The following is a 23,402-nucleotide window of genomic DNA, read 5'->3' as shown; positions in this document are numbered from 1 at the left end:
TGGCCATACTGAGTGTCATGGATACCTTGCATTATTATTAGGTAGTACAGAGATTTGAGGAAAATATGTCAGAAGCTGAGCATGAGATAGCTGACAGCGAAACTCCAGAGGGTGATGTGCAGAGCCCTGATATCCAACAGTCGAATTATCAAGAAGCCACGAAATATCAGGTACAGGCAGATACAGTAAATGCCTCTGTCCAGGGTGATAACTATGGCATCGTCAACCACTATAGCTCTAGCCCTCTAGAGTGGATGAAAGTTCTTGAAGCATGTGGCCTTACTATTATCAGCAAAAATCGCGCGCATGACCGCACTGCGTTTTCTGCCGATCAAAAAGATGTACAAATGCGCGTAGGTGAGGCCTTGCAAGATGCAGCCCTTGCTAATGAAGATGTTGAATATGCTTTGACGCAGACAGATGCCGCTGAGATGCCAGCAGAAATTGATGACTGGTTTTACCAGCTGGATGAATACGAGCGTTACTATGTAGTAACTGTGGCTATCTTACAAGGTGCTCCGGTTGCGGATGTGTCAATGAAGGCAAGGGATCTTTATCTAGCTTGCAGCTCGCCCGTAAGATTAGGGCAGGGAGACGCCCAGCCAGCAAGGGATGGAGCGATACCCGCGCGCTCAGCCACACGGCTGAGAAGGCGTACGTATACTACTGCTACTCATGCAGGAGGCGTTTCTCGCCTTCTCTGGCAGAATGCCGAATTTGGCGCCCGGGTTCTGCGTTTTATCGCCGATGAGTCCATAGAGTGGCCCGGTAGTCAGCCTGGACAAAGCTTCCTGGATATGCTGTTGCAATGGCCAGGGGAACTGGCTGGTGAGTGCTCACGCCGCTTGACACGAGCATTGGGCGCAATTCTTGCTTATCAAAGTACTGATCAACTCTGGCGAATAGCGAATGCCTGGGCGAATGGCGAAAGTGATCGCCATAGGCGTCTGGTAGCTTTGCTGTTGAGTGGCGCTTACCAGGTTGGCACCAGTGAGCCTGATAAAAAATTTGCTGGCGTAATTGCTGATTCTGTTCTCAGATTGCTCAAGCAATGGGGTGAACGCTTCAAACAGTCGGCTAATATGCAGGTAGCATGTGCGGCGGCACAGACGTATAGACAAATTGGGAAGTTATCACCTGAAATTGCGCTTGCGGGTATCGCACAGTTGCTTCAGCTTCCAATGCAGAAGATAGAGAGGGCACGTCTGAGTGAATTTACCTCTTCTATTATCTCTGCTTATGTCGCCTTTACATGGTCTGGCCACGTGCGTTTAGTCCTGGATGCCCTTGCTTCAAATGCGGAACGTTGGTCGCATCAGCATTATCTTCCGGCGAAAAATTATCAGTGGTATCGTCAACAGCGTGAGGTTGCCCTGAGCATAACATTCGATGCATTTTTCCTCATTGCTGCGTCCTCGCTTTCCGCCAAACGTGCTGATTTGACTGTAAGCTATAACGTTGCCCAGTCGTTACCTGACCATCCCCCAATTCCTGCTCACGATGGTAGAGATATGCTGCTATCAGGCCTTCTCTCGCGTAATGAGCTTCACTGGTACCTCGATATATCTATATTGCTCTGTGCAGCGATTATAGAGAAAAGAAATAAGGCTGCTTTTGACTTGTTGCGTCAATGGGCTGAGATAGTGACTACTCAGCCGGAAAACGACCTGACAACGCTTTATGCAGCATTTGCGAATTTTATGGTTAATCTCGACCAACGTCTAGTTGAATGGTGTCGAGATTTACAGGGCCGAGGAATGATTCGTAGATCAGTGGAGACATATCGAGAGAAGCTGATTATGTGGAGAGACGAAGGGAAGCTTTGCCAACATCCTATTGGAGAACTGATGCAAGGTGCACTACTCCTGATTACCAGGTAGGCAAGGTTGCCTCCTGGCGAGTAAAACAGGTGCATGTAAGAAGGGAAGCGTTATGCAAAATAGAAATAATGCCTATGATGCAGTAAATCTTCGCCTGGTTTCTCCTGAACCGGAACGTATCCAGGGAGTGCTGGGGCTGATAGGCCGCGATGTTTCTGCTGTTGAGGGGAGGAGCATGGAAGTTTATCGGGGAGGACAATACCTCTGCTCCTTGCGAACCTCTGAAGATGGGATGGGGGCAGATGCCAAACCGGCAGATACGCAGGCACGGTTACGAAGCGGCGATGTCATCTATTATGTAGACCTGGAGCCGCGAATTCTTTATCTATCGGGTATGCTTACCACCAGAGATAGTTACAACCCTACATATAATGCGGAAGTCACCATAAGAGTAAATAATCCTTCTACCTTTCTACGGTGCTACTTTCAAGCCTTCAAGGACTATCGACTGGACCCGATTATTCGCTTTAAAGCGTCGGTGGAGAGAGCATTTAGACGTTATGCAGAATCTGTGGGGCATGATAAGCTAAAGCGAAGAGATTTTGAGTCGGCGGCCTTCAAAAATCACGAAGGGCGAAACCTTGGCATCTGGATTGTGCGCAGTGTTGCTGATATCATGGATGATCCACAGCGTCGAAAAATACGTGAAATCGAAAAACAGACCGAGATTGAGAAGGCTAAAGAGCGTTCAAAAGCGGAGGTACAAAGAGTCAAATCTAACTTTACACAGATTGAGGATTCCAAGCAAAAAGCCTATAATCGCAGAGAGAAGTCTAAAGATACAAACTTTGAGCTTGAACAGGAAGCAAAGCGACAGGCCCATATCTACCAACAAAAGTTACGCGAGATTGTGTTCAATACAGTCAATCCACAGTGGGCAGAATATATCCTCAAAGAACTTGATAAGGTGGATAACTCGATTCCTGAGTTCTTTCGGCAAAATCCCGCTGTCTTACAATATTTCCCTGGCTTATTGCAACTGCAATCCCTACAGCCACCTCAACTTTTCCTTGAGAAGCCTTCAGCGGATATCCGTGGACAGAATGTTACTGATATGCGCTTAAATAACTCCCGGAGGAGGCAAGGAGAAGGCGGCCACTAAGGGTATGCAGTTCACGCTGTTGTGAGATAGTGTCAGGCCGCCTGTCTTTCATACCTTGACAATAAAGAGGATTATGAAACCGGGACTGCCGTTTCTTGCGCATTGACACTTCCAACGTAGGCACAGGCGTGGTAGAGCGAGCAGCGCCCACATTCCGGGCGTTGGGCATGGCAGATTTGCCGCCCATGGGTGATCAGATTGACATGCAAAGGATAGACCCATTCTGCTGGAGTCACGCGGGCTAAGAGGATATGAGCCTGATTGGCATTTACCTTTGGTCCAATAAGGCCTAAGCGCTGAGAGGTACGATGCACGTGCGTGTCAATAGGAAGGGCAGGCCGGTCTAAATGAAACATCAGTACGCAGGCGGCGGTCTTGGGTCCCACGCCTGGAAGTTGTTGTAAATAGCGCCAGGCCTCCTCTGTTGCGCGCTGGGCCAGTTCGTCAGAGAGATATTCAGCAAGCGCTTTGCTGCCACCCTGTTGTGCTTGCTGCTCAGTTAAAGTATGTAAGACATCCTGGATGCGCACGGATTTAATGTTGGCCAGCCCGCCCGATTTAATGGCTTCGGCGACCTGATAGGTGGGCGCATCACGTACTTCTTCCCAGGTCGGGAAAGTGCCAATTAACTTTTTATATGCGCGTTCTGAATTGATATCCGAGGTATGCTGTGAAAGGATAGTTCCAATGAGTCCGCCCAGGGGATCATAGTCCGGCTCGTTGACGGGGGTACCGTAGGTGTCAAGTAGTAAATCATATACCCTGGTTAAGTGAATAGTAGGTATGATAGATGTGGCCATTCCCGTGTTCCTTACTCCTTATTTTCTCCTATGCGGCTATTCTATCCCTGGCCTCTGCCGTATGCAAGAGGCATGGCCATTTCATCAACTATCTTCAAACTGATTAGTCTCAACTAGCTCTATTTCAAGGCCGATTTCAGAATTAGGCGCCATCATTCGCCAGATCCATCGCGTTGCTAATGACTTCAAAAGATAAGGAAAGAGTATTTTCTGCTATGCGGATATATCCCTATTTTTTTGTCTCCGAGAGTGATATTTGTAGGGCGTTTTGCCCATTATGCACAACAAATATCAGGTGAGAAATTCCGGAGATCTCCCCATACACCAGGCAGAAGGTAGCAAGTATACTGGTCTCAGCAAATACCTTTTTGTAAAGGAACATACAAGATGAATCCCTCTTCAACCAGGCGGAGAGCTCTGGAGACCTGGAATACGCGTGATCTGCTGGTGGCGGTCCTCATTCCTGTCGTCTTTGGCATCATTCTTCTGCCCATACTGTTGTATACACATGCGCTTATGATGGTGATTCCGCCTTTCGTGAATGCGCTCCTGACAGGGCTATGGGTGCTCGCAGGCATCATGGTACCCTACATTCTTAGAAAGCCGGGCTCGGCTTTTCTCGGGGCTCTCCTCGTGGGAGTGATTGAAGGCCCTTTCTCTCCTTTTGGCTGGATCATCCTGCTGATTCAGGCGGTAGTGGGACTCTTTAGCGAGGTTCCATTTGCACTCACTCGCTATCGCAATTTCACTTTGCTCTTCCTCTGTTGTGCTGGGGCCGTAGGGAATCTTGGTCCTGTCGCCATTAATTATGCGCTCTACAATTCTTCCCGCCTGGCACCTGCAGTTCAGTTGATCTCAATTATTGCGCATCTGCTTGGTGGTTTGCTGGGCGGCCTCTTTGCCAGGCTCGTGGCTGACGCTCTGGCGAGAACGGGCGTTCTGAGAGGGTATGCTATTGGCCGCGAACAGATAGAGGAGGTGTAGCACTCCACTATGGCGTTCATCACACTTGCAGATCTTCATTTTACGTATACGGGGCGGAGAGCGGAGACGCTTGCAGGAGTCTCCATGATGTTTCAGGAGGGAGAAACAGTTCTCCTACTAGGCGCGTCAGGATCGGGCAAGAGCACTCTTGCGCTCTGCCTCAACGGCCTGATTCCGCACGCCGATCTGGGGAGGTTCGCAGGCATGGCTACGGTTGCCGGCTATGAGACGACTTCAATGCCTATTGCCAGGCTCAGCCAGCAGATAGGGATGGTCTTTCAAGATCCCGAAGCCCAGTTAGTCATGGCCACAGTCGAGGAGGAGGTAGCCTTTGGGCTGGAGAATCTCTGCGTGCCTGCCGAAGAAATAAAGACACGTATTGATATAGCCCTCTCACAAGTGGGACTCTTGAAGTTAAGAGAGGCTCCCGTAGAATCTTTATCTGGCGGTTACAAGCAGAGGCTCTCCCTCGCCTGCGCCCTCGCGATGCGCCCACGCATTCTGGTGTTTGATGAACCAACCGCCAATCTTGATCCCCTGGGAACGCGAGACGTGTTCGCTGCCATCAGGGATCTCAAGCAAACTGGTCTCTATACTATTATCTTAATCGAACATAAGCTAGACGACGTGCTCGATTTTATTGACAGGGTGGTGGTGCTGGCTGCCGGAGGAAAGATCCTCGTAGAAGGAGATCCTCGTACCGTCTTTACGGAGCACGCGGAGCTCCTCACGAAAGAGGGGATCTGGATGCCACAAGTGGCGCTTTTGGCGCATCGGCTGCACGCGTCAGGTTGGACGCTGGAACCATTTCCTCTTACGCACGAGGAAGCGCTAGCTGCCTGGAAACATGCGCCGGCCAGGACAAATTCACTATCAGAAGTAGCATGCTCTCCTGTTCTACCTCGGACTCTTCTCCCCATATCTTCTGTGAAACAGAGCGTGCCTGCAGTTGAAGTGCGTCATCTCTCGTTTCACGTAGGCGAACAGCGGATTCTAGAAGACATTTCTTTGCGTGTCCCGCCAGGGGATTTTCTTGCCCTTGTCGGGGCCAATGGAGCAGGAAAGACCACGCTTGCCTATCATCTGGCGGATATTGTGCATCCTGCGCGCGGCTCTGTTTTTCACTATGGGGCAGATATTACTACTCTTTCTCCCCGGGAACTTCTCAAGCGGGTGGGTTACGTATTCCAAAATCCTGAGCACCAGTTTGTGGCTGGCTCGGTGGAAGAGGAATTGCGTTTTGGTCTCCAGCAACTCCATCTTCCAGCGTGGGAGATTGAGCAACGGGTGAGGCGCGTTCTGGAGCAATTTGCTTTGAGCCGGTATGCCAAGGCGAATCCTTTTACGCTCAGCCATGGAGAAAAGCGTAGACTGAGTGTGGCAACGATGCTGCTGAGCGATCAGCAGATCTTGATTCTTGACGAGCCAACCTTTGGGCAAGATCAACGTAATGCTAGAGCATTATTGGATCTTTTACAAACGCTAAACCGGGCAGGACAAACCATAGTGATCATTACCCATGACATGGCCCTGGTAGCCGAATATGCCCGGCATGTTGCCGTCCTGGTCCAGGGGCAATTACGCTATCATGGTCAAGTGGCGCAGCTGTTTGCTCAGGCGAATCTTCTCCAGGAGGCACATCTTGGGCTTCCACCGATAGCGAAACTGGCACAACAGCTTGCCATAACAGATGGTCCTGGCTTTCGCCACGTACTTACCGTCGAGCAATTTCTGGCACAAGCTTTAACATCTGGTGAGGTGCCAGCCTCATGATGCGACCAATCTATTATGCCACAGACTCGGCCCTTCACCGGCTTAACCCACTAAGCAAGGCAATTGCTATAATGCCACTACTCATCTTTCTCGCATTCGCTACAACTATATGGGTCCATTTGATAATCATCATAATGCATTTATTAGTGCTGTTGGCGTTTGGGCGCATTCCTCCGCGCCAACTGGCTCGTGTTCTTGCTCCTCTGCTGATTACATTGGTCGGTTTCTTCGTCTTATACTCTCCATTTGTAGTAAGCGATCTGGCTGCTCGTTCACCGTTACTCTTTGCCCTTGGGCCAATAGAGATTCACCTTGCGGGTGTGCTTTTGAGCCTGGCAACATGCTTGCGTCTGTTGGCTTTCTATAGCGTAACGCTGATTTTTATGCTAACAACTGATGCGACCGATCTGGTGCGGGCTCTGGTGCAGCAGTGGCATGTTGATTATCGCATTGGCTACGCAGTAATGATTGCATATCGCTTTATTCCGCTGTTGGCACAAGAGTTGAAGCTCATTCGTGTTGCTCAGAAAGTACGTGGTGTCACGGATCAGCGAGGGGTGCGTGCGGAGATAGAGAGAACCAGGCGCGCTTTTCTTCCGCTGTTTGCCGGTATGATGAGAAGCGCGGAACGCAAAGCTATGGCGATGGATGCTCGGGCCTTTGGCGCCTATGCGACACGTACCTACTATCGCCGCCTGTCTTTAAAGTGCAACGATTTGCTTATGCCTCCTTTCTATTGGCTTGCCTGTGCCTTGATCATTGCCCTAGCCCTCTGGTTTGGTCTGTCACTGCTCTGAAGGCCGCTCAGGTGGACAAACAAAGCAGTAATAGTCATCTTTCTGCTGAAGAAGAGAGCAAGAGTAGCCAGGGCGGATTCCTGGGGGAGAGTGATAGTTTAATATGCCTGCCCTCGACGCTTGTTTCGTCTGGTGCTAGAATGTTATGGGGATAATCCTCGCTATAACATTTTGCAGAAAGTGATCTTATGTATCTGGATAAATATTTGCGTGATTATCTGAATGAACTGGCATCGGATCAGCCAACACCGGGAGGCGGCTCTGCTGCTGCGCTAAGTGGCGCGCTCGGCGCTGGGTTGGCCTGTATGGTGGCGCGGCTTACTCTGGGTAAAGCTGGCTATGCCGAAGTTCAAACAGAGATAGAGACCCTTATTCAACGAACCGAGCAATTGCGCGTACGCTTTCAGCAGCTTATGCAAGAAGATATAGATGCCTATGGTCGCCTCTCGGCATGTTTTAAGCTACCTCGCAGTACAAGCGAAGAGAAAGCTGCACGCACTAAAGCAATCCAGGAGCGCCTGGTTGAGGCGGCTCTAGTGCCAATGGAAGTGGCAGAGAGCGCTGTCGAATTGATCAAGTGTTGTAAACGAATTGCTGAGATCGGTAATGCCAATGTGCTCAGCGATGTTGCAACCGGAACGATGCTAGCTTCAAGCGCGGCCACGGGTGCTTCATGGATGGTGCGCACAAATTTAAAGGCCATGAAAGATGCTGCACGCGTCAAAGAGTTGGATGAGCGGCTCCATGTAGCCCTGGATAGCATCTCCACCGGGAGCCAGGAGGTGATTAGTATTGTAGGAGGTAGAGCGTGACAGCAACTACTCTGGATGGGCGAGCGATGGGCAAGGAGATTCGGGCTGAGTTACGTGAGGAAGTTCAGAACTATAAACAGGTGCGGGGGCAGGCTCCTGGATTGGTAATTGTGCGTGTGGGTGGTGATGCTGCTTCCGGCGTCTATAGTAAGGCTATTTTGCGCATAGCTACCGATATTGGCGTAGAGGCCAGGTTGGAGCAATTGCCCGAGTCTGCATCGCCCGATGATCTGCGCTCGCTGCTGCTGCATTTAAATCAGGATCAAGCGGTACAGGGAATAATTGTACAGATGCCCTTGCCTTCCCATCTCTCGCAAAAGATGGTCGCCGATACCATTGCACCTGAAAAGGATATCGACGGCATCAGCCCTCAGAGCGCTGGGAACCTTTTCCTTGGCGTACCCAGTTTTCTGCCGTCGACAGCCGCGGCTGTGATGGAAATTCTGGAGCGTACCAGAACTCCTCTTGCGGGGAAGCAGGCAGTAGTTATTGGACGCAGCAATGTGGTTGGTAAGCCTCTTTCCATAATGCTCCTGCAAAAAAATGCTACTGTAACCGTATGCCATTCGCGCACCGAGAATCTGGCCGCCGTTACGCGACGTGCTGATATCCTGGTGGCAGCTGTTGGGCGCGCAAATATGGTAACTGCTGAGATGGTACGTTCGGGCGCTATCGTAATCGATGTTGGTATTAACGCCCTGCCTGAAGGGGGTATTGTTGGCGATGTGGATTTCGCTTCGGTGCGTGAGGTAGCTGGCGCGGTAACACCAACTCCTGGTGGCGTCGGGCCTTTGACAAATGTATTGCTGCTCAAGCAGTGTATACAGGCCGCCTGGTACCAGATCGGCGGTCGATCCTCCAGTGGACAAGAAGCGTTTCGCTCCTGAGTATTTGTTGGAACCAGCCTGTACAGTTTCTCTACGAGGGCCAATCCCATAGATCATGTGTAGCTCGTCGGATTGTCTTTATCCTACAAAAATGTGATTACAAGCAACTCAGATAGAGAACAAACTACTCAGTACATCTAGGCCACAGCGTGACAAGCGTTGTGGTCTGGCATGATTTATCCAGACAGATGAGTAACTTGGATTTTCGCGCACCTTATCGTCCCGCTCTATGATGCTGGATAGATTAACTGATGCTCATCTCTACCTCATGAACGCCAATTGCTAACTATTTATCTTCCACCTGCTATTTATAGATATTTCGCTTTGCTATGCTCAAAATGCGGCATTTGCTTTTAGCTCTCTTGTGGGCATGGAAGGTAGAACCTGATGAAAAGTAAGGTGAATACCTGAGCTGGCTAGCAGACAGGCCCTGATAAAATATCCAGGAGAAATCTCTTGACGTGCCGTAAAAATCTCCTATAGAATCTCTTTTGTCAGAGATTTTTGAGGATTATCTGCATATTAGCAGCATGATATTTTTGCCCTTTATGATATCCCTTTTGTCTCCTTGTGTGCAAGGTGATGAAGACAGCATAGCTTTAGCGCCTTAGCTGCATATCTAAGGAGTTATGAGAAAGTTAGCTATCTTTCATCGATTGAAGAAAAAGGATAACATAGGCATAATTCATGCTTAAGATATGATAAGAGAAATTGGAGATGTATCCTGTGACTTCAAGGCAGGCATCCCTTTGGAAAACAAGGCGCTGTTGTTCTGAAGCGATGAGTTCCTATTGGTACTATTTCGCTTTAGGAGCTCTCTTTTTGCTTGCAATCTGCTTTAATTTTCTTTACCTGGGCCAGCAGGGCTATGGCAACCTCTATTATGCAACGACAGTGAAAAGCATGCTCATGAACTGGCATAATTTTTTCTTCGTCTCTTTCGATCCTGGCGGCTTTGTCTCGGTAGATAAACCGCCGCTGGGCTTTTGGCTCCAGGCAGCGAGTGCCAGGCTCTTTGGTCTTAGTGGATGGAGTTTGGCTTTTCCTCAAGCTAGTGCCGGAAGTCTTTCCGTTATCATACTTGCTCAGCTTGTGCGCCATTACTTTGGTTCTGTGGCCGGGTTGCTAGCTGGCTTGACTCTTGCTCTCACTCCTATTAGCGTCGTGACCAGTCGCAATAACACAATAGATAGTATGCTTGTGCTTATTCTCTTACTGACCGCCTGGGCCGTCTGGCATGCCTGTGAAACTGGACATTTGCGCTGGCTGTTATTGGGAGCATTTCTACTTGGGTTGGGTTTTAACATTAAGATGTTACAGGCATATTTAGTGATTCCCGCCCTTACCATTCTCTATCTTTTAGGCTCGTCTCTTTCCATGCGCAGACGTCTAGGGCAACTTGCTTTAGCTGCAGTTGTTCTCCTGGTTATCTCCCTGTCCTGGTCTTTAGCTGTCGATATGACTCCTGCAGCGCAGCGCCCCTACGTGGGCTCAAGCACCGATAATTCGGAGGTTAGTCTAGCTCTAGGATACAATGGCATCTTTCGTTTGCTCGGCATTACAGGCATGACGCAGGAACAGCCAGCAGCTAGTAGACAGCAACAACAGATGTCAATGTTGTCTGGATCGGCTGCAGCAGGCGTGGGAGAGCCAGGGCCATTTCGTCTCCTTCAGGAACCGCCCGGAGGGCAAATAAGTTGGTTGCTTCCTCTGGCTATCTTTGGGCTATTTGCTGAAGCATGTCGGCATCGGCTGTGGCGTTTTCCTCTGCAACCACGGCAGCAAGGGCTGGTACTTTGGAGTGTCTGGCTGCTTACTATGCTCATTTTTTTTAGCCTGGCAGGCTATTTTTACGCCTATTATCTTGTGATGCTTGCTCCAGCGCTCAGTGCGCTGGTTGGGATTGGCATAGTGGCGCTCTGGCGACAATTTAGGCGTCCTGGCTGGCTTGGTTGGGGACTCCTGCTGGCTATCCTGGTGACTACCGTGGAACAATGCGCTCTTCTGGCTCACTTTCCCGCATGGAGTCAGGTGCTTGTCCCGGTAATACTCTGTTTCGAGCTCTTAGTGGCCATAATCCTGGCAGTTACTCGCCTATCCACCTTGAGTATTTTGCCTCAGATACCAGGCTTCGTTGTGAGTGTAGGATTGCTGTTACTGCTCCTTACTCCGGCGCTCTGGAGTGCTATTTCTGTCTGGTTAGGTGCTGACCCGGAGTTTCCTGTCGCAGGCCCTGCTTGGAATAGTACCCCAACACAAGTAAAATCTGTGATCAGCTCTCAGGGAATGTTCCCTGATACAAATCCTAAATTACTCCAATATGTGCAGCATGCTCGTGGGAAGACACGCGTTTTGCTAGTCACGCTTAATGCACTCTCGGCCTCCCCAATTATTCTGGCTACAAGCCAGCCTGTGTTAGCTCTAGGAGGCTTTACGGGAAGAGATCCCGTCTTCTCGGTAGCACAAATCTCAGATTTGCTTCACAAGGGAACCGTACGATTTTTTCTCTTGCCTACCTCTACGCTCGTAGCGTCCATGATGGGAGGTAGTGTAGGGAATAACGATGAGCTTATGCAATGGGTCAGGAGGCAATGCGCATTGGTTTCCCCGCAGCTCTGGCAAGCAGAGGCATCAGAAAGTACCTTTGAGCAATTATTCGATTGTGCCCAGATGCCTGCAGGTAGAGTTCATTTTATGGAGGGAGGGAACTCTTCTAATGTCTCTTGGAAACGATGGACAGTGTGACCAGAAGCAAGAGAGCGGCCGTGGCTTCACCGCCCCAGGTAACCTTGAAGCTTTTTTCTGCCATTTGTTGCTCTGGTTTTTTACCAGGCAGGCTCGTCCTGTACGCTTCCTCTGTATAGGAGGGATAACAGGACTATTGCAGCTTGCCTTGTTAAACATGTGGTTGCGGTGGGGATGGGGTGAACTGCCAGCGAATAGTGTAGCTTTTCTCCTATCAGCTCAGGTCAACTTTGCCCTGAGCCACTTGTTTACTTGGCGAGATCGTAGTATATCTTCGGGAGAGGCACCAACGCTTCTGAAGCGATGGATCATGTTTCATGGCTCTATTGCTGGTACTGCGCTCCTTGATCTGCTTCTCTTTACGCTCTCCAGTCGATACCTTCCAGCATTTCTGGCTTCTGCGCTGGGGATTTGTGGAGCGGCATGGATCAACTTTATGGTCATGAATCGTGTCGTATTCCGGGCACAACAAGAAAGCATTTCTATTGAGTGTAAGGGCAACCAACAACGCTTTACTCTTCTCCAAGAAGAGTGCAAGGAAAAAAGAATTTGAATGATGCTAAAACGTGCTGATGAGGAAGCGATCCCCCAGGTGATGGAAACCTGGGGTTGAATTGCTTCTATCTTTGCACCCTACCGGTGCGACGGCGGCGAGCCGTGGCGGCTTTTTGCCGGCGTTCACGCCGTCTTTGCCTGTAGGCGGCTCTTTGTTCAGGCGTCATTTCATCTGGGCTGCTAACTATGTTTTGTGGAGTTGTCTGGACTCCCTGGGTCGCCCGTCTTCGCTGTCTGCTGTTAATGCTCTGGAAGATGACGATGCCGGCCAGGATAGCTGAAGAGAAAAGAACTACCAGGTAAAATGGTGTGATAATTCCGTTCCACGAACTGGGGAGCCAATGGTAGGAAAAACTGAGGCTAACCAGAAAAGCGATAGCAAGCAGTATATACTCGGCTCCTGTCAGGATGCTCAATTGTTTATACCACGTTGTCTTCTGCCCCTGAGCACGAGCGATGCGCAATTTTTTCAGGCCTGAAAAAATGTTAAATATTCCCAGGCCAATGAAAACAACACAGAATATAGCAATAATATTAGGATCAATGCCAAACATATTACAACCCTCCCGAAAACGAATAGCCGCCTACCGCAGGCATTGGATATCAGGATAAAACGCTAACAGGTACGTCTTGCGTAATGCCATTATACTGCACGGTGATATGATATAGGTTTTCTCCTATATGTACACCTGTGCAGGTGAGATAGGTTGCCGCTGTATCTCCATCCTGGCCGCTCGGCTGTAGTGTACCATGCGAGCTAATGCTCTTATCAAGATGGATATACATACTATCGCTTGGATTGACTGTAGCTTGCCACTCTACTTTCTCATTGCCAAGATTGATAAATGTCAGAGCTGTGGGCAGACAACCTCCACCAGGTTGAATGACAGCGCTCATTGGTATGGAACTGACGATTACCTCATTACCGGTTGCCGGCACGCGTAACGAAACGGGGATAACAGCTTGTTGTTTGCCTACTGTGAAGATAAGATGCCCCATATATGGAGTAGAACTACTGGCAAGATCGGTTGCCGTTGCGCTGATAGTAATAGTATCTGTGCCCTGGGCTGGCAGCGTGCCACTTGATTTGCCATTGTCTATGCTTAGCCAACTTAAGTTGTTATCGGCAAGAGCTGTGGCATTCCATTGTAGCGGAGCCCCGCTGGTATTAATTATTGTAATCTGGCGGGTTGAGGGCGTGTTATTCCCGCGGGCGATCGCAAAAGGCAGGCCGTCTGAAATGGGACCTCCTGGTGTGATAAATTCTAAAGGCGTCGTGTTTATGGTTGCGTCGAGGCGCGGCAAAATCGTCAGGCTCAAGAACGCATTCTGACCAGTATGATGATCCTGGGCCTGAAGGGCATAGCTGCCTGCTAGCAATGTTGCAGGTAAATGTATTTCTGTCGTAAAGGTTCCCTGGGCCGTGCTCTGGGCTGTATCTTGCAGCCGTGTGGAACCGAGAAGGAAATTAACTGTGCTATGCGCATTAAAGTATGCCCCCTGGATGCGCAGTTCCTGGCCGGCAGTAAAACTTGACGTTGTGCTATTCTGCAAGGCCAGTATAGGGGGAGGCCCTGACACTGCCGCGGTTATGCTCTGAGAGGCGAATTGGGACCCTGGAAGAAATGACCAGAGAAGGTAAGCTCCTAGAAGGACGATGAGGAAGCTCATGCTCGCGATGGTAAACCAGAAGCGAACATTGGGTCCCAGGCTTTGCTCGGCCTTTTTGCTTTGTTCAAGAATGACTGCCCGCATCCTTGCCAGGCTATGTTGCATGGCCATGAGGGGTTGAGATACGCTTGCCTGTCCCCGGGGAATACCTACAGCTGGACCGGCTTCGGCCCTCTGCCTATCGCGCCATCCTTTGCGCCACTGCTCGGCTGCTTCGTTGGTTGTGGCCAGACTTTCGAGATTCAGCAGGACATAGTAGGGATCAGCTCCTTGTTCTATTTGAGCCTGAGTTTGCCCATGTATAGGAGCAGTTTCCACGTAGACGTTGGCAACAGGTTCTTCAGAAGCCTCTTTCCGTGGTGTAGATGCGCGTATAATCTCAACAGGCTGGGGTAGGTACTCAGGCTTGTGCTCTTCGCCTTCCGCGTCATCGGCCTTTTTCGCTTCGCCGCCGGGTTTAAGCCTGGGAGGCGGAGGCGTAGAAGTACGGACTACCTCTACTGATTGAGAGGGGGATAGCTTGAAGTCACTGGTTGTTCTGGCTCTTGTTGACTTTGAGCTTCCTGCTCTTCGTCTTTGTGGGCTGCGTAAGGCCTGGTTGCTTGATCTGCGATGTCTTGTGGCTCTTCTATTTCGGTGGATGGATAAGTGGCCTCTAGCATAGAGGGATAGGGCGTCTCAGGAATAGTGGGAAGTGTGTTCCTCTCTTCAGTTTCTAGCGACTGCGGAGCGGGAGTTTCCGGCACAGGGAGGAAACTTGATCCCTCTTGCTCTTGCTGGCCCTGCCCTTCCTCTTGCAAAGGTGCGGTAGAGGATTTTCGCGGCTGGTCTATATGTGGAGTTTCTGGTACAGGAGGGAAGTTCGGGGATGAGGATAATGGACGCGAGGGGACGCGAAAGCGGGAAGAAGATGCGGCTTGAGCTTCTTTCTGGGTTGTTGGGCGTGGTGGGATAGGCCCTGTAGGGCGCTTAGGGACTATACTTTTGCGCGTGGATTTAGCCACCTGGGAAGCGTCGAGAGGCCCGGATACTGGCCTGGAAGTTGTGGCTATATCCTCTTTACCGGAGTCTGGGATGTCTTCTTCCTCATCCGAGGAAGAGATTTTGTGGGAAGGCTCATCTTCTGCTTCTGCCTGGCCGGATTTGATAGCTTGCTGGTCTGCTTGAGCTTCGGTGGTCACATCTGTTTCACTGCTAATAATTGGCTTTAAATCTCTAGTGGTCGAGCGAAGTGCTGCCCTGGCTGTCATTTCGCCTGTTTCAGGCGTTGCGCTCTGTTTGGGGGCAGGCGCTTTTGCCTGTTTCCCTGATGAGAGAATGGTGCCAGCGTTTGTGGCTAATGTTTCATCTTGTTCAGAAACGTCTGTCTGTAGCTTCTCAGCAGCTTGCAAGCCAGAAACTGTAGCCACTTGCTTGTGTTTCTCTGCAGCTGGAGAAGGAGATGGCAAGGGACCGGAGATATGGGATTGTCCCGTGAGGGGGCCGGTGGAGGTGGATAGTGGGGCTGTGGACCGGGTTGACTTTTTTGTAGTTTCTGCCTTGTCTTCCTTAGCTTCCTGAGTTTGCGTGGCATCCTGCTCAGAAGTGGGAGCTGGGAGGGCCTTTGCCTCTGCACCCTGCTCTGCTTGATCAGAGATAGAAGCCGTGGAAGGTGTATTAACTGGCTGGATTGTCTCCTGCTCGTTTTTGGAGGCTAATAGGGGAGCCTCGACCTGCTCTGACGCACCCCGAGCAGAAGAGGGAGTGAGAGGACCTGAAACTGAGCCTGCGGTGGAAGCCTTCTTGTCAGCTTGTTGAATTGTAGTACTTTCTGAGGGCAGCGGTCCTGATATAGAAAGTGGTTTAGTGGGCACTGCTGGTTTGGCTAGAGCTGCCGAGGGAGGGTTCTGGTTGGTCTCCGAGAGTTTTAAACCGCATCTGGCACAAAAGCGCGCAGTGGATGATATAGCAAATTTACATCTGGGACAGTGCTGCATACATTATTACCTTTTCTCTAACATGAGTTCTAGAGGCATAGCTAATTGGACCGGTTGGAAAATTAAGAATTGGATACATACATCTGCGGTCTTGATAAAATAAAGGGTCCAGCCTCTGTTTGCTCTAACGAATTAATAGATTAGATGTATCAATATTTTATTGTCAAGCGGTCATTTTATCCTAACATAGGGGATGATGTCGACGATGGATGCATATTCTATTCTCATCCTGCTTGATATTTACGCCGAAGCATCTGCTAGTGCGGGACCCTGGCGAAGAAACAGCCTTTTGCATGGCTATCTGCCTACGGTGGAGGGAAGCTAAGCTGAAAAAAGAAATAATCAGGTGAACACCTGAGTTAACATAAGGAGAAGTCCTGATAAGATATCAAGGCATTGCACCCTTGACTTATGCCAAAAAAACGCTAAAATCTCTATAGATTGCAAATTAGTTTGAGAATTCTGAGGTTTACATGCATATCGTCGTTGTGGGCGTTGATCACATTAATGCTCCTATTGCATTGCGTGAACGTATAGCTTGCTCAACGCGTCAGATTCCCCAGGTGCTCGGTAAAGTACAACAAACTGTAGGGGAATGTGTATTGCTTTCTACATGTAATCGTGTAGAGCTGTATGCAATCTGCTCTGAGATTGAGCAAGGAAGAGCAGCTCTGTTGCATGTGTTAAGTGAAGCACGTCAGATAGCCTATGATGAATTGGCTTCCCATTGTTATTATTTCGCTGATGAGCAAGCTGTGACGCATCTTTTTGGCGTTACCTGTGGTCTTTACTCGCTTGTGCCCGGCGAGCCCCAAATCCAGGGCCAGGTAGTAGAAGCTCTAGAGATTGCCCAGGGAGGAGGGTATGCCGGCCCCATTATGTCGGCCCTCTTTCGGGCTGCCGTGGTGGCTGGTAAGCGAGCGCGTAGCGAGACCGCTATTAGTCGCAATGCCACTTCTATAAGCCATGTTGCTGTGCAATTGGCACGCCATCTTTTCCCTAACCTGCATGAAGCAAGTATCCTCTTAGTTGGATCTGGCCAGATGAGCGAGCTTGCAGCACGCAATCTATGTGATAATGGCGCGCAACGACTTGTTATTATTAATCGAACGCAGACCAACGCTGTTGATCTGGCTAATACCCTCAATGCCCAGCACCGCTCTTTTAATGAGCTGGCGGATGCATTGGTTGAAGCTGATGTAGTGATTAGCTCTACCAAAGCTCCTCGCGCAGTTATTACTGCTGAACTCGTGCAAGCTGTGATGCAGAAGCGGGCAGGGCGTTCGTTATTATTGATTGATATTGCGTTACCTCGCGATGTTGACGCCGTGGTAGGTGATTTGCCAGGTGTACATCTCTATAACCTTGATGATCTTCAGATGGAAGTAGAAAGAGGTATTCATTTGCGCATGCAAGAGGTAGAGCACGTACAAGCTATCATTGCCGAAGAGAGTGAAGCGTTTGAGCGTTGGCTGGCCTCGCTAAGTGTGGTGGGTACAATTAGCGACCTGCGTCAGAGAGCCGATGAGGTACGTCAGCAGGAACTTGCCCGCACCATGAAGCACCTTTCAGCTACACTGACTGAGCGCGACATGCTGGCTGTCCAGGAACTAACAACACGCTTAATGAATAAATTGTTGCATACACCAATGTTGCGTCTCAAGGCGGCGGCTGTGGCTGGTCAAGGGCATGTGTATGCTGAAGCTATGCGCTATTTGTTTGATTTGGAAGAGCATGATGAAGCGAATAATCATAGGAACACGGGCCAGCAAGCTGGCGATGAAGCAGACGTACGAGGTAGTAGAACGATTACGCAAGCAGTGGCCCGATCTTGAGATAGCTATTGAGCAGATTCGGACCACAGGAGACCGCGTTACCAACGTACCTCTTTCTCAAATAGGTGGAGATGGGGTTTTTGTCACTGAGATTGAACATGCCCTGCAAGAAAGACGTATTGATCTGGCCGTCCATAGCCTGAAAGATCTTCCTTCGATGCAGCCCGAGGGCTTGCGCCTTCTAATTCTTGGGCCACGTGAGGATGTACGGGATGTCCTGGTTGCCAATGAAACAATTCAAGCTCAGGTACAATCTGGACTTGCGCCCCAAAACTTGCCCACTCCTTTACGCATTGGGACGTGCAGCTTGCGCCGCATAGCTCAAATACGAGCTTTATGGCCAGATGTACAGATCCTACCCTTGCGTGGGAATGTCGATACGCGCCTGCGCAAGCTTGAAGCCGGCGATTATGATGGTATTGTATCGGCGGCAGCCGGATTGCATCGTCTGGATATGCAGCAGCGATTGGCAGGTCGGCTTAGCTATTTTTCCGTTGAGAAGCTCTTGCCTGCTCCTGGACAGGGAGCAATCGCCTTAGAGTGTCGCAATGAGCCAGAGATAGGTGAATTGCTGGCTCCTCTTAATGATCCCATCGTCCAGGCTACAACTACTGCTGAGCGAATGTTTATGCGCAGGTTGGGGGCATGGTGCTATTTGCCTGTGGCCGCTTACGCTGATGTGCGAGATGGTAAGCTGATCTTGCGTGGTATGGTGGCGAGCTTAGATGGGCAGCGCCGTGTATCTGTGGCGCAAGAGATGGCCTGGACAGCAGCCGCTGGTCTTGAACGCGCAGAGCAGTTTGGCGTGAGTCTGGCTGAGCAGGCGCTTGCTCAGGGCGCTGACACAATTATTAGTGAGGTTGATACCAAAAGCATGGCTCAGGAGTATCAAAGTGTCTGAAAGAAGTGCTGCGGCCCTTCCGCTGCAGGGAAGGCGCATTCTAGTAACGCGTACTCGCGATCAGGCCAGCAGCCTTAGCGAGCGGCTGCGAGGGCTAGGTGCTGTACCTATAGAGTTCCCTACCATTCGTATTGTGCCTCCTCGCGATTGGCAGCCCCTTGATAAGGCCTTACGCCGCCTCTGCTTGCCCTCTGAGGCAAAAGATGCCAACTATAGCTGGCTCATCTTTACCAGCGCCAATGGCGTAAAGATTTGTCTGGAGCGCCTGCAGACCCTTGGCTATAAGCCCGAAGCTTTGCATAATGTCCATATCGCCGCAATTGGTCCGGCGACAGCGGGCGTATTGCAGGACTACGGCCTTAGCGCGGATCTGGTTCCCCATGAATATATTGCCGAAGGCGTTGCCCAGGCTCTACGGGAATATGTACAGCAGCGAGGCACTACGCTTGCGGGACAACATATTCTCCTGGCCCGCGCTGCCGAGGCGCGCAAAGTGCTGGTTGCTGAGCTGCAGCAGGCCGGAGCTCTTGTCGATGAAGTAGCAGCCTATACGACCCTGCCTGTCGCCCATGATGATGAACAGGGGCGCGAAGTCCTGCACCTCTTGCGAACCGGCAAGCTGAATATTTTAACCTTTACAAGCTCTTCGACTGTACGCAATTTCGTTGAATGGCTTAAGAGCTGTAGGCAAGGTGAGAGCGATGCTTCTGCTAGCCCTCTGCAACTCCTGGATACCTCCAGGGTAGCCTGTATTGGTCCTATTACTGCTGGAACGGCTCGTGACCTTGGTCTCCATGTAGATATCGAAGCCACTGAGTTTACGATAGATGGCCTTGTCGATGCAATCATCCACTATGAGGAGTGACTATGATAGAACAAACAGCCGCACAATCTGATAACGTACAAACACAGCCTGCCGAAGCGCCGGCTCAGCCTAAACCAAAGCAGCCCCGTCAGCTGGTACGTTTTACCTTCTATAAACTTGATCCTCAATGGCAGCAGCTTCCCGTCGATATCCGCGCCCAGGGACGCGAGCAGGTTCTCAACATTTGCAAACAATATGAAGAGAAGGCCCTTATTCGTACCTATGGCCTGTATGGTCTGCGCTCCGATTGTGATTTTATGATCTGGCAAGCGACTTACGATGTCGAAGATTTGCGCTGGCTAAGCAGCCAGATCCGGCGCAGCCTGATGGGTCCCTATCTGCGCGAGACACACGCCTTTCTAGCTATGACCAAGCGTTCGGTCTATGTTGGTAAGAATGCGCGTGGTGCCCATGATCCCCGCCTGACGATTACACCACGGGATGAAAAGTATCTCTTTGTGTATCCGTTTGTGAAAACACGGCCCTGGTATGCTTTGTCTTTGCAGGAGCGCAAGCGTATGATGGATGAGCATATTCGTATGGGCGTCAAATATCCTAATATCACTATCAATACGACCTATTCCTTTGGTATTGACGATCAGGAGTTCGTCGTAGCCTTTGAGGGTGATAACGTGGCCGATTTCCTCGATCTTGTTCAGGAATTGCGCGAGTCCGAGGCTAGCAGGTATACTCTACGCGACACACCTATGTTTATCTGTGTAAACCAGACTCTGGAAGATGTTTTTGAGGCAATTGGCGCATAGGGAAAGCAAGAGCCAGGCACAAGCCTGGCTCATAGAATGAGGCTGTTTAAAAAGATGAAGAGTCAAGCAACGCAAACGGAAAACGTGAAGTTTTCGCGGTCGCATCAGCTCTTCCAGGAGGCTCAGAATCTTTTACCTGGGGGAGTGAATAGCCCTGTTCGTGCATTTCGGGGCGTGGGAGGCGATCCCGTCTTTATCGAGCGTGGGCACGGTGCTTATCTCTACGATGTGGATGGTAATCACTATTTGGATTATGTACAATCCTGGGGACCAATGATTCTTGGTCATGCCTATCCATCCGTACTGGAAGCTGTGACCCAAGCATGCCAGCGAGGCTTTAGCTTTGGTGCACCTACTGAGGCTGAAAGCGAGCTAGCCAGGATCGTTATCCAATGTGTGCCTTCGGTAGAGATGCTTCGTTTCGTGAACTCGGGGACAGAAGCGACCATGAGCGCCCTGCGCCTGGCCCGCGCTTATAGTGGCCGTAGCAAGATCATCAAGTTTAGCGGCTGCTATCATGGGCATGCCGATATGTTGCTGGTCCAGGCTGGCTCTGGTGTTGCTACCATGGGCTTGCCCGATAGTCCCGGGGTGCCGGCGGAGACCACAAAAAATACCCTGACCGCGGCATATAATGATAGCGCAGCAGTTGAAGAGCTATTTCGTACCTATCCCACAGAGATAGCCGCAGTTATTGTAGAGCCTATTGCGGCGAATATGGGCATGGTCCTGCCAAAACCTGGCTTTTTAGAGAAGCTACGCGAGCTAACGCAGAAATATGGCGCACTCCTGATTTTTGATGAAGTGATGACAGGTTTTCGGGTTGCTCTCGGTGGGATGCAAGAGCGGCTAGGCATTACGCCTGACCTGACGTGCTTTGGTAAGATCATTGGCGGCGGTATGCCTGTAGGCGCATACGGTGGACGACGTGAGATTATGCAAATGGTAGCGCCTGTAGGACCGATGTATCAGGCCGGCACGCTCTCCGGTAATCCTCTGGCGATGGCTGCAGGTATCGCAACCTTAAACGAGCTGCGTAAGCCGGGACAGTATGAAAAATTAGAGCAGAAGAGCCAGATGTTGGGAGAAGGTATTACCAAAGCCATCAAGGATACCGGTGCTCCTGCTCAGATTGTGCGCCTTGGTGCGATGTTCTGCGTCTACTTCAATTCGCAGCCAGTGAGCGATTATGCAGGCGCCAAGCGTTCGGATACTGCGCATTTTGCACGCTACTTCTGGAATATGTTAGAGCAAGGTATATATCTGCCACCCTCGCAGTTCGAGTCATGTTTCATTTCCCTGGCCCTGGAAGACGAGATGCTTGAAGAGACGGTGAAAGCTGTGAAGGCTGCCTTACAAAAGAGCGCGTAGGAGGCGCAGCAAAACATGAGCACTTTTCCCACTGTACGCTTAAGGCGTACAAGGCAAAATGAAAAATTGCGCGGTTTGGTAAGAGAGACGCATTTGAATGTCGATCAGCTCATTTATCCCCTCTTTATCGCCGAAGGTATCGATGAGCCGCATAAGATCTCCTCTATGCCTGGAATAATGCAATGGCCTCTGCAGCAACTGGATCGTGAAGCCGAGCGCATAGCCAGCCTGGGTATTCCCGCTGTCTTGCTCTTTGGGCTGCCCAGTGAGAAGGACGAAGTGGGCTCGCAGGCCTATGCTGCTCAGGGAATTATTCAACAGGCTATCCGCCGGTTAAAGGCTGCTTCACCCGATACGCTAGTAATTACTGATGTTTGTCTCTGCGAATATACCAGCCATGGACATTGCGGTGTGATTCATAATGGAACGGTTCAAAATGATGAATCCCTCGGTTTGCTTGCCGATATGGCACTCTCTCACGCCGAGGCCGGAGCTGATATCGTCGCGCCATCGGATATGATGGACGGTCGGGTGGGGGCGATTCGGCATGCGTTAGATGAACATGGCTTTAAGCAGACGCCTATCATGGCTTACTCGGTCAAGTTTGCCTCTGCTTTCTATGGTCCTTTCCGCGAGGCTGCGGGATCAGCGCCGCAGTTTGGGGATCGGCGTTCTTATCAGATGGACCCGGCCAATGCTCGCGAAGCTCTGCGCGAAATAGATCTTGATATTGCCGAAGGGGCCGATATTGTCATGGTCAAGCCGGCGATGGCCTATATGGATGTTATTCGCCAGGTACGTGACCATTGTAATTTACCAATCGCTGCCTATAATATAAGCGGTGAGTATGCAATGGTGAAAGCTGCAGCGCAGAACGGCTGGATCGATGAGAAACGGGTGGTGATGGAAATACTTACCGGCATTCGACGAGCGGGAGCCGATATGATAATTACCTATTTTGCTCCTGATCTGGCGCAATGGTTGCGTGAATAAAGCGTTAAATAATCTGGGAGATTTAGGCGGCGCGCAGACGCAAAATTTTCTTACAGCAGGATAAGTCAGCAAGGCTTATCCTGCTGATCGTATATGTCAAGGCGATCGAGCATAAAGCGGCTTCAGGAGCCATGCGGGGCGCCAGCCATTGGAAGCTCAGGTTAACATCTCTGGTTCTATTTGCCTAGCCAAAAAGTACTATAAAAATAACAAAAAAATTCGTAGGAGTAAACGAAAGCATTGCTCCTACGAAAGTAAGCACTGTCCTGGCTTAATGGGTAATTCGTCTAGCCAGGAAGCGGCAGAGTCCTACAAACATTAGTGCCTTGCTTGCCCCACCCATAGCGGCAGTCATAAAGCCAAGAGCCAGGCCAATTGTCAGTCCGATCCTGCCAGCCGGGTGGCGCATCATCTGTTGCAAAGTGCGCATGTTCTTCCTCTACTATGTGCTATGTTAACACAAATCAAAGTGTCAACAAATCACAAGCTAGCTGATACGTTTATCACGTTACTTTGTATACTACGGTAACAGTAATTTGCTATCGATGTCTATTAGAATAATATTAGAATGTTCGCGGTTATGGCTAGGGGGTAATGGGGGGAATATTGGGGGATGAAAAGATAGAGGAAGGCTGATGAAACCAGCTGTAATCAGCAAAAAATAGTATCTAAAAAAAAAGTTCCGGCAACC

At 50.3% G+C, this 23,402-nt stretch carries 20 protein-coding genes; 15 read left to right on the top strand and 5 right to left on the bottom strand.

Annotated features, from left to right (window positions below):
- The first annotated feature begins 65 nt into the window (after window positions 1-65).
- Both EPA93_RS18575 and EPA93_RS18570 read left to right on the top strand, forming a co-directional pair.
- A complete protein-coding gene (locus EPA93_RS18575; RefSeq protein ID WP_129888942.1) occupies window positions 66-1,880 on the top strand; it encodes a hypothetical protein in 1,815 nt (604 codons plus the stop codon).
- A gap of 52 nt (window positions 1,881-1,932) precedes the next feature.
- The gene (locus EPA93_RS18570; protein ID WP_129888941.1) at window positions 1,933-2,982 is read left to right on the top strand and encodes an SPFH domain-containing protein; all 1,050 of its coding nucleotides are present in this window, start codon (window positions 1,933-1,935) and stop codon (window positions 2,980-2,982) included.
- A 71-nt stretch (window positions 2,983-3,053) separates the two neighbouring features.
- Here EPA93_RS18570 and EPA93_RS18565 read toward each other — a convergent pair whose 3' ends face one another.
- The gene (locus tag EPA93_RS18565; protein ID WP_129888940.1) at window positions 3,054-3,782 is read right to left on the bottom strand and encodes an endonuclease III domain-containing protein; all 729 of its coding nucleotides are present in this window, start codon (window positions 3,780-3,782) and stop codon (window positions 3,054-3,056) included.
- A 387-nt stretch (window positions 3,783-4,169) separates the two neighbouring features.
- Here EPA93_RS18565 and EPA93_RS18560 point away from each other — a divergent pair, with 387 nt between their 5' ends.
- The 7 genes from EPA93_RS18560 (at window position 4,170) to EPA93_RS18530 (ending at window position 12,333) form a co-directional block, all read left to right on the top strand.
- Window positions 4,170-4,766, top strand: a complete 597-nt coding sequence (locus EPA93_RS18560; RefSeq protein WP_129888939.1) for an ECF transporter S component — start codon at window positions 4,170-4,172, stop codon at window positions 4,764-4,766.
- 9 nt (window positions 4,767-4,775) lie between these two features.
- Entirely contained in the window at window positions 4,776-6,539 is a 1,764-nt protein-coding gene (locus EPA93_RS18555) for an ABC transporter ATP-binding protein (protein WP_129888938.1), read from the top strand.
- Window positions 6,536-7,336, top strand: coding sequence for an energy-coupling factor transporter transmembrane component T family protein (locus EPA93_RS18550; RefSeq protein ID WP_129888937.1), 801 nt, complete (start codon window positions 6,536-6,538; stop codon window positions 7,334-7,336). Before EPA93_RS18555 ends, EPA93_RS18550 begins: the two co-directional genes overlap by 4 nt.
- 188 nt (window positions 7,337-7,524) lie before the next feature.
- Complete coding sequence (locus EPA93_RS18545; RefSeq protein ID WP_129888936.1) at window positions 7,525-8,148, top strand: cyclodeaminase/cyclohydrolase family protein; 624 nt, start codon at window positions 7,525-7,527, stop codon at window positions 8,146-8,148.
- Window positions 8,145-9,035, top strand: a complete 891-nt coding sequence (locus EPA93_RS18540; protein WP_129888935.1) for a bifunctional 5,10-methylenetetrahydrofolate dehydrogenase/5,10-methenyltetrahydrofolate cyclohydrolase — start codon at window positions 8,145-8,147, stop codon at window positions 9,033-9,035. Before EPA93_RS18545 ends, EPA93_RS18540 begins: the two co-directional genes overlap by 4 nt.
- A gap of 822 nt (window positions 9,036-9,857) precedes the next feature.
- Window positions 9,858-11,780: a glycosyltransferase family 39 protein gene (locus EPA93_RS18535; protein ID WP_207229587.1), complete on the top strand. Its 1,923-nt coding sequence runs from the start codon at window positions 9,858-9,860 to the stop codon at window positions 11,778-11,780.
- Complete coding sequence (locus tag EPA93_RS18530; protein ID WP_165423236.1) at window positions 11,752-12,333, top strand: GtrA family protein; 582 nt, start codon at window positions 11,752-11,754, stop codon at window positions 12,331-12,333. The genes EPA93_RS18535 and EPA93_RS18530 overlap by 29 nt, the downstream gene beginning before the upstream one ends.
- Window positions 12,334-12,400: 67 nt before the next feature.
- Here EPA93_RS18530 and EPA93_RS18525 read toward each other — a convergent pair whose 3' ends face one another.
- The 3 genes from EPA93_RS18525 to EPA93_RS18515 form a co-directional block, all read right to left on the bottom strand.
- The gene (locus EPA93_RS18525) at window positions 12,401-12,889 is read right to left on the bottom strand and encodes a hypothetical protein (protein WP_129888932.1); all 489 of its coding nucleotides are present in this window, start codon (window positions 12,887-12,889) and stop codon (window positions 12,401-12,403) included.
- A 49-nt stretch (window positions 12,890-12,938) separates the two neighbouring features.
- The gene (locus EPA93_RS18520; protein WP_129888931.1) at window positions 12,939-14,324 is read right to left on the bottom strand and encodes a hypothetical protein; all 1,386 of its coding nucleotides are present in this window, start codon (window positions 14,322-14,324) and stop codon (window positions 12,939-12,941) included.
- A gap of 179 nt (window positions 14,325-14,503) precedes the next feature.
- Window positions 14,504-15,982, bottom strand: a complete 1,479-nt coding sequence (locus EPA93_RS18515) for a zinc ribbon domain-containing protein (RefSeq protein WP_129888930.1) — start codon at window positions 15,980-15,982, stop codon at window positions 14,504-14,506.
- Between the two features lie 473 nt (window positions 15,983-16,455).
- On the opposite strand from EPA93_RS18515, the gene hemA reads away from it, so the two are divergent.
- The 6 genes from hemA to hemB are packed head-to-tail and all read left to right on the top strand — an operon-like array spanning window position 16,456 to window position 22,711.
- The gene (hemA, locus tag EPA93_RS18510) at window positions 16,456-17,817 is read left to right on the top strand and encodes a glutamyl-tRNA reductase (RefSeq protein WP_129888929.1); all 1,362 of its coding nucleotides are present in this window, start codon (window positions 16,456-16,458) and stop codon (window positions 17,815-17,817) included.
- The gene (hemC, locus tag EPA93_RS18505) at window positions 17,762-18,718 is read left to right on the top strand and encodes a hydroxymethylbilane synthase (RefSeq protein ID WP_165423235.1); all 957 of its coding nucleotides are present in this window, start codon (window positions 17,762-17,764) and stop codon (window positions 18,716-18,718) included. The genes hemA and hemC overlap by 56 nt, the downstream gene beginning before the upstream one ends.
- Window positions 18,711-19,583, top strand: a complete 873-nt coding sequence (locus tag EPA93_RS18500) for a uroporphyrinogen-III synthase (RefSeq protein WP_165423234.1) — start codon at window positions 18,711-18,713, stop codon at window positions 19,581-19,583. Before hemC ends, EPA93_RS18500 begins: the two co-directional genes overlap by 8 nt.
- A gap of 2 nt (window positions 19,584-19,585) precedes the next feature.
- A complete protein-coding gene (locus EPA93_RS18495; protein ID WP_129888926.1) occupies window positions 19,586-20,347 on the top strand; it encodes a chlorite dismutase family protein in 762 nt (253 codons plus the stop codon).
- Between the two features lie 54 nt (window positions 20,348-20,401).
- Window positions 20,402-21,718: a glutamate-1-semialdehyde 2,1-aminomutase gene (gene hemL / locus EPA93_RS18490; RefSeq protein ID WP_207229586.1), complete on the top strand. Its 1,317-nt coding sequence runs from the start codon at window positions 20,402-20,404 to the stop codon at window positions 21,716-21,718.
- 15 nt (window positions 21,719-21,733) lie between these two features.
- A complete protein-coding gene (gene hemB, locus EPA93_RS18485; RefSeq protein WP_129888925.1) occupies window positions 21,734-22,711 on the top strand; it encodes a porphobilinogen synthase in 978 nt (325 codons plus the stop codon).
- 271 nt (window positions 22,712-22,982) lie between these two features.
- Here the strand turns inward: hemB and EPA93_RS48500 are convergent, their stop codons facing one another.
- Window positions 22,983-23,141, bottom strand: coding sequence for a hypothetical protein (locus EPA93_RS48500; RefSeq protein ID WP_165423233.1), 159 nt, complete (start codon window positions 23,139-23,141; stop codon window positions 22,983-22,985).
- Window positions 23,142-23,402: the final 261 nt, after the last annotated feature.

Origin of the sequence: Ktedonosporobacter rubrisoli, assembly GCF_004208415.1 — a bacterium.
Classification (GTDB): domain Bacteria; phylum Chloroflexota; class Ktedonobacteria; order Ktedonobacterales; family Ktedonobacteraceae; genus Ktedonosporobacter; species Ktedonosporobacter rubrisoli.
Note: the sequence above shows the minus strand (reverse complement) of the source record. Positions and strands in the feature narration are given on the sequence as shown.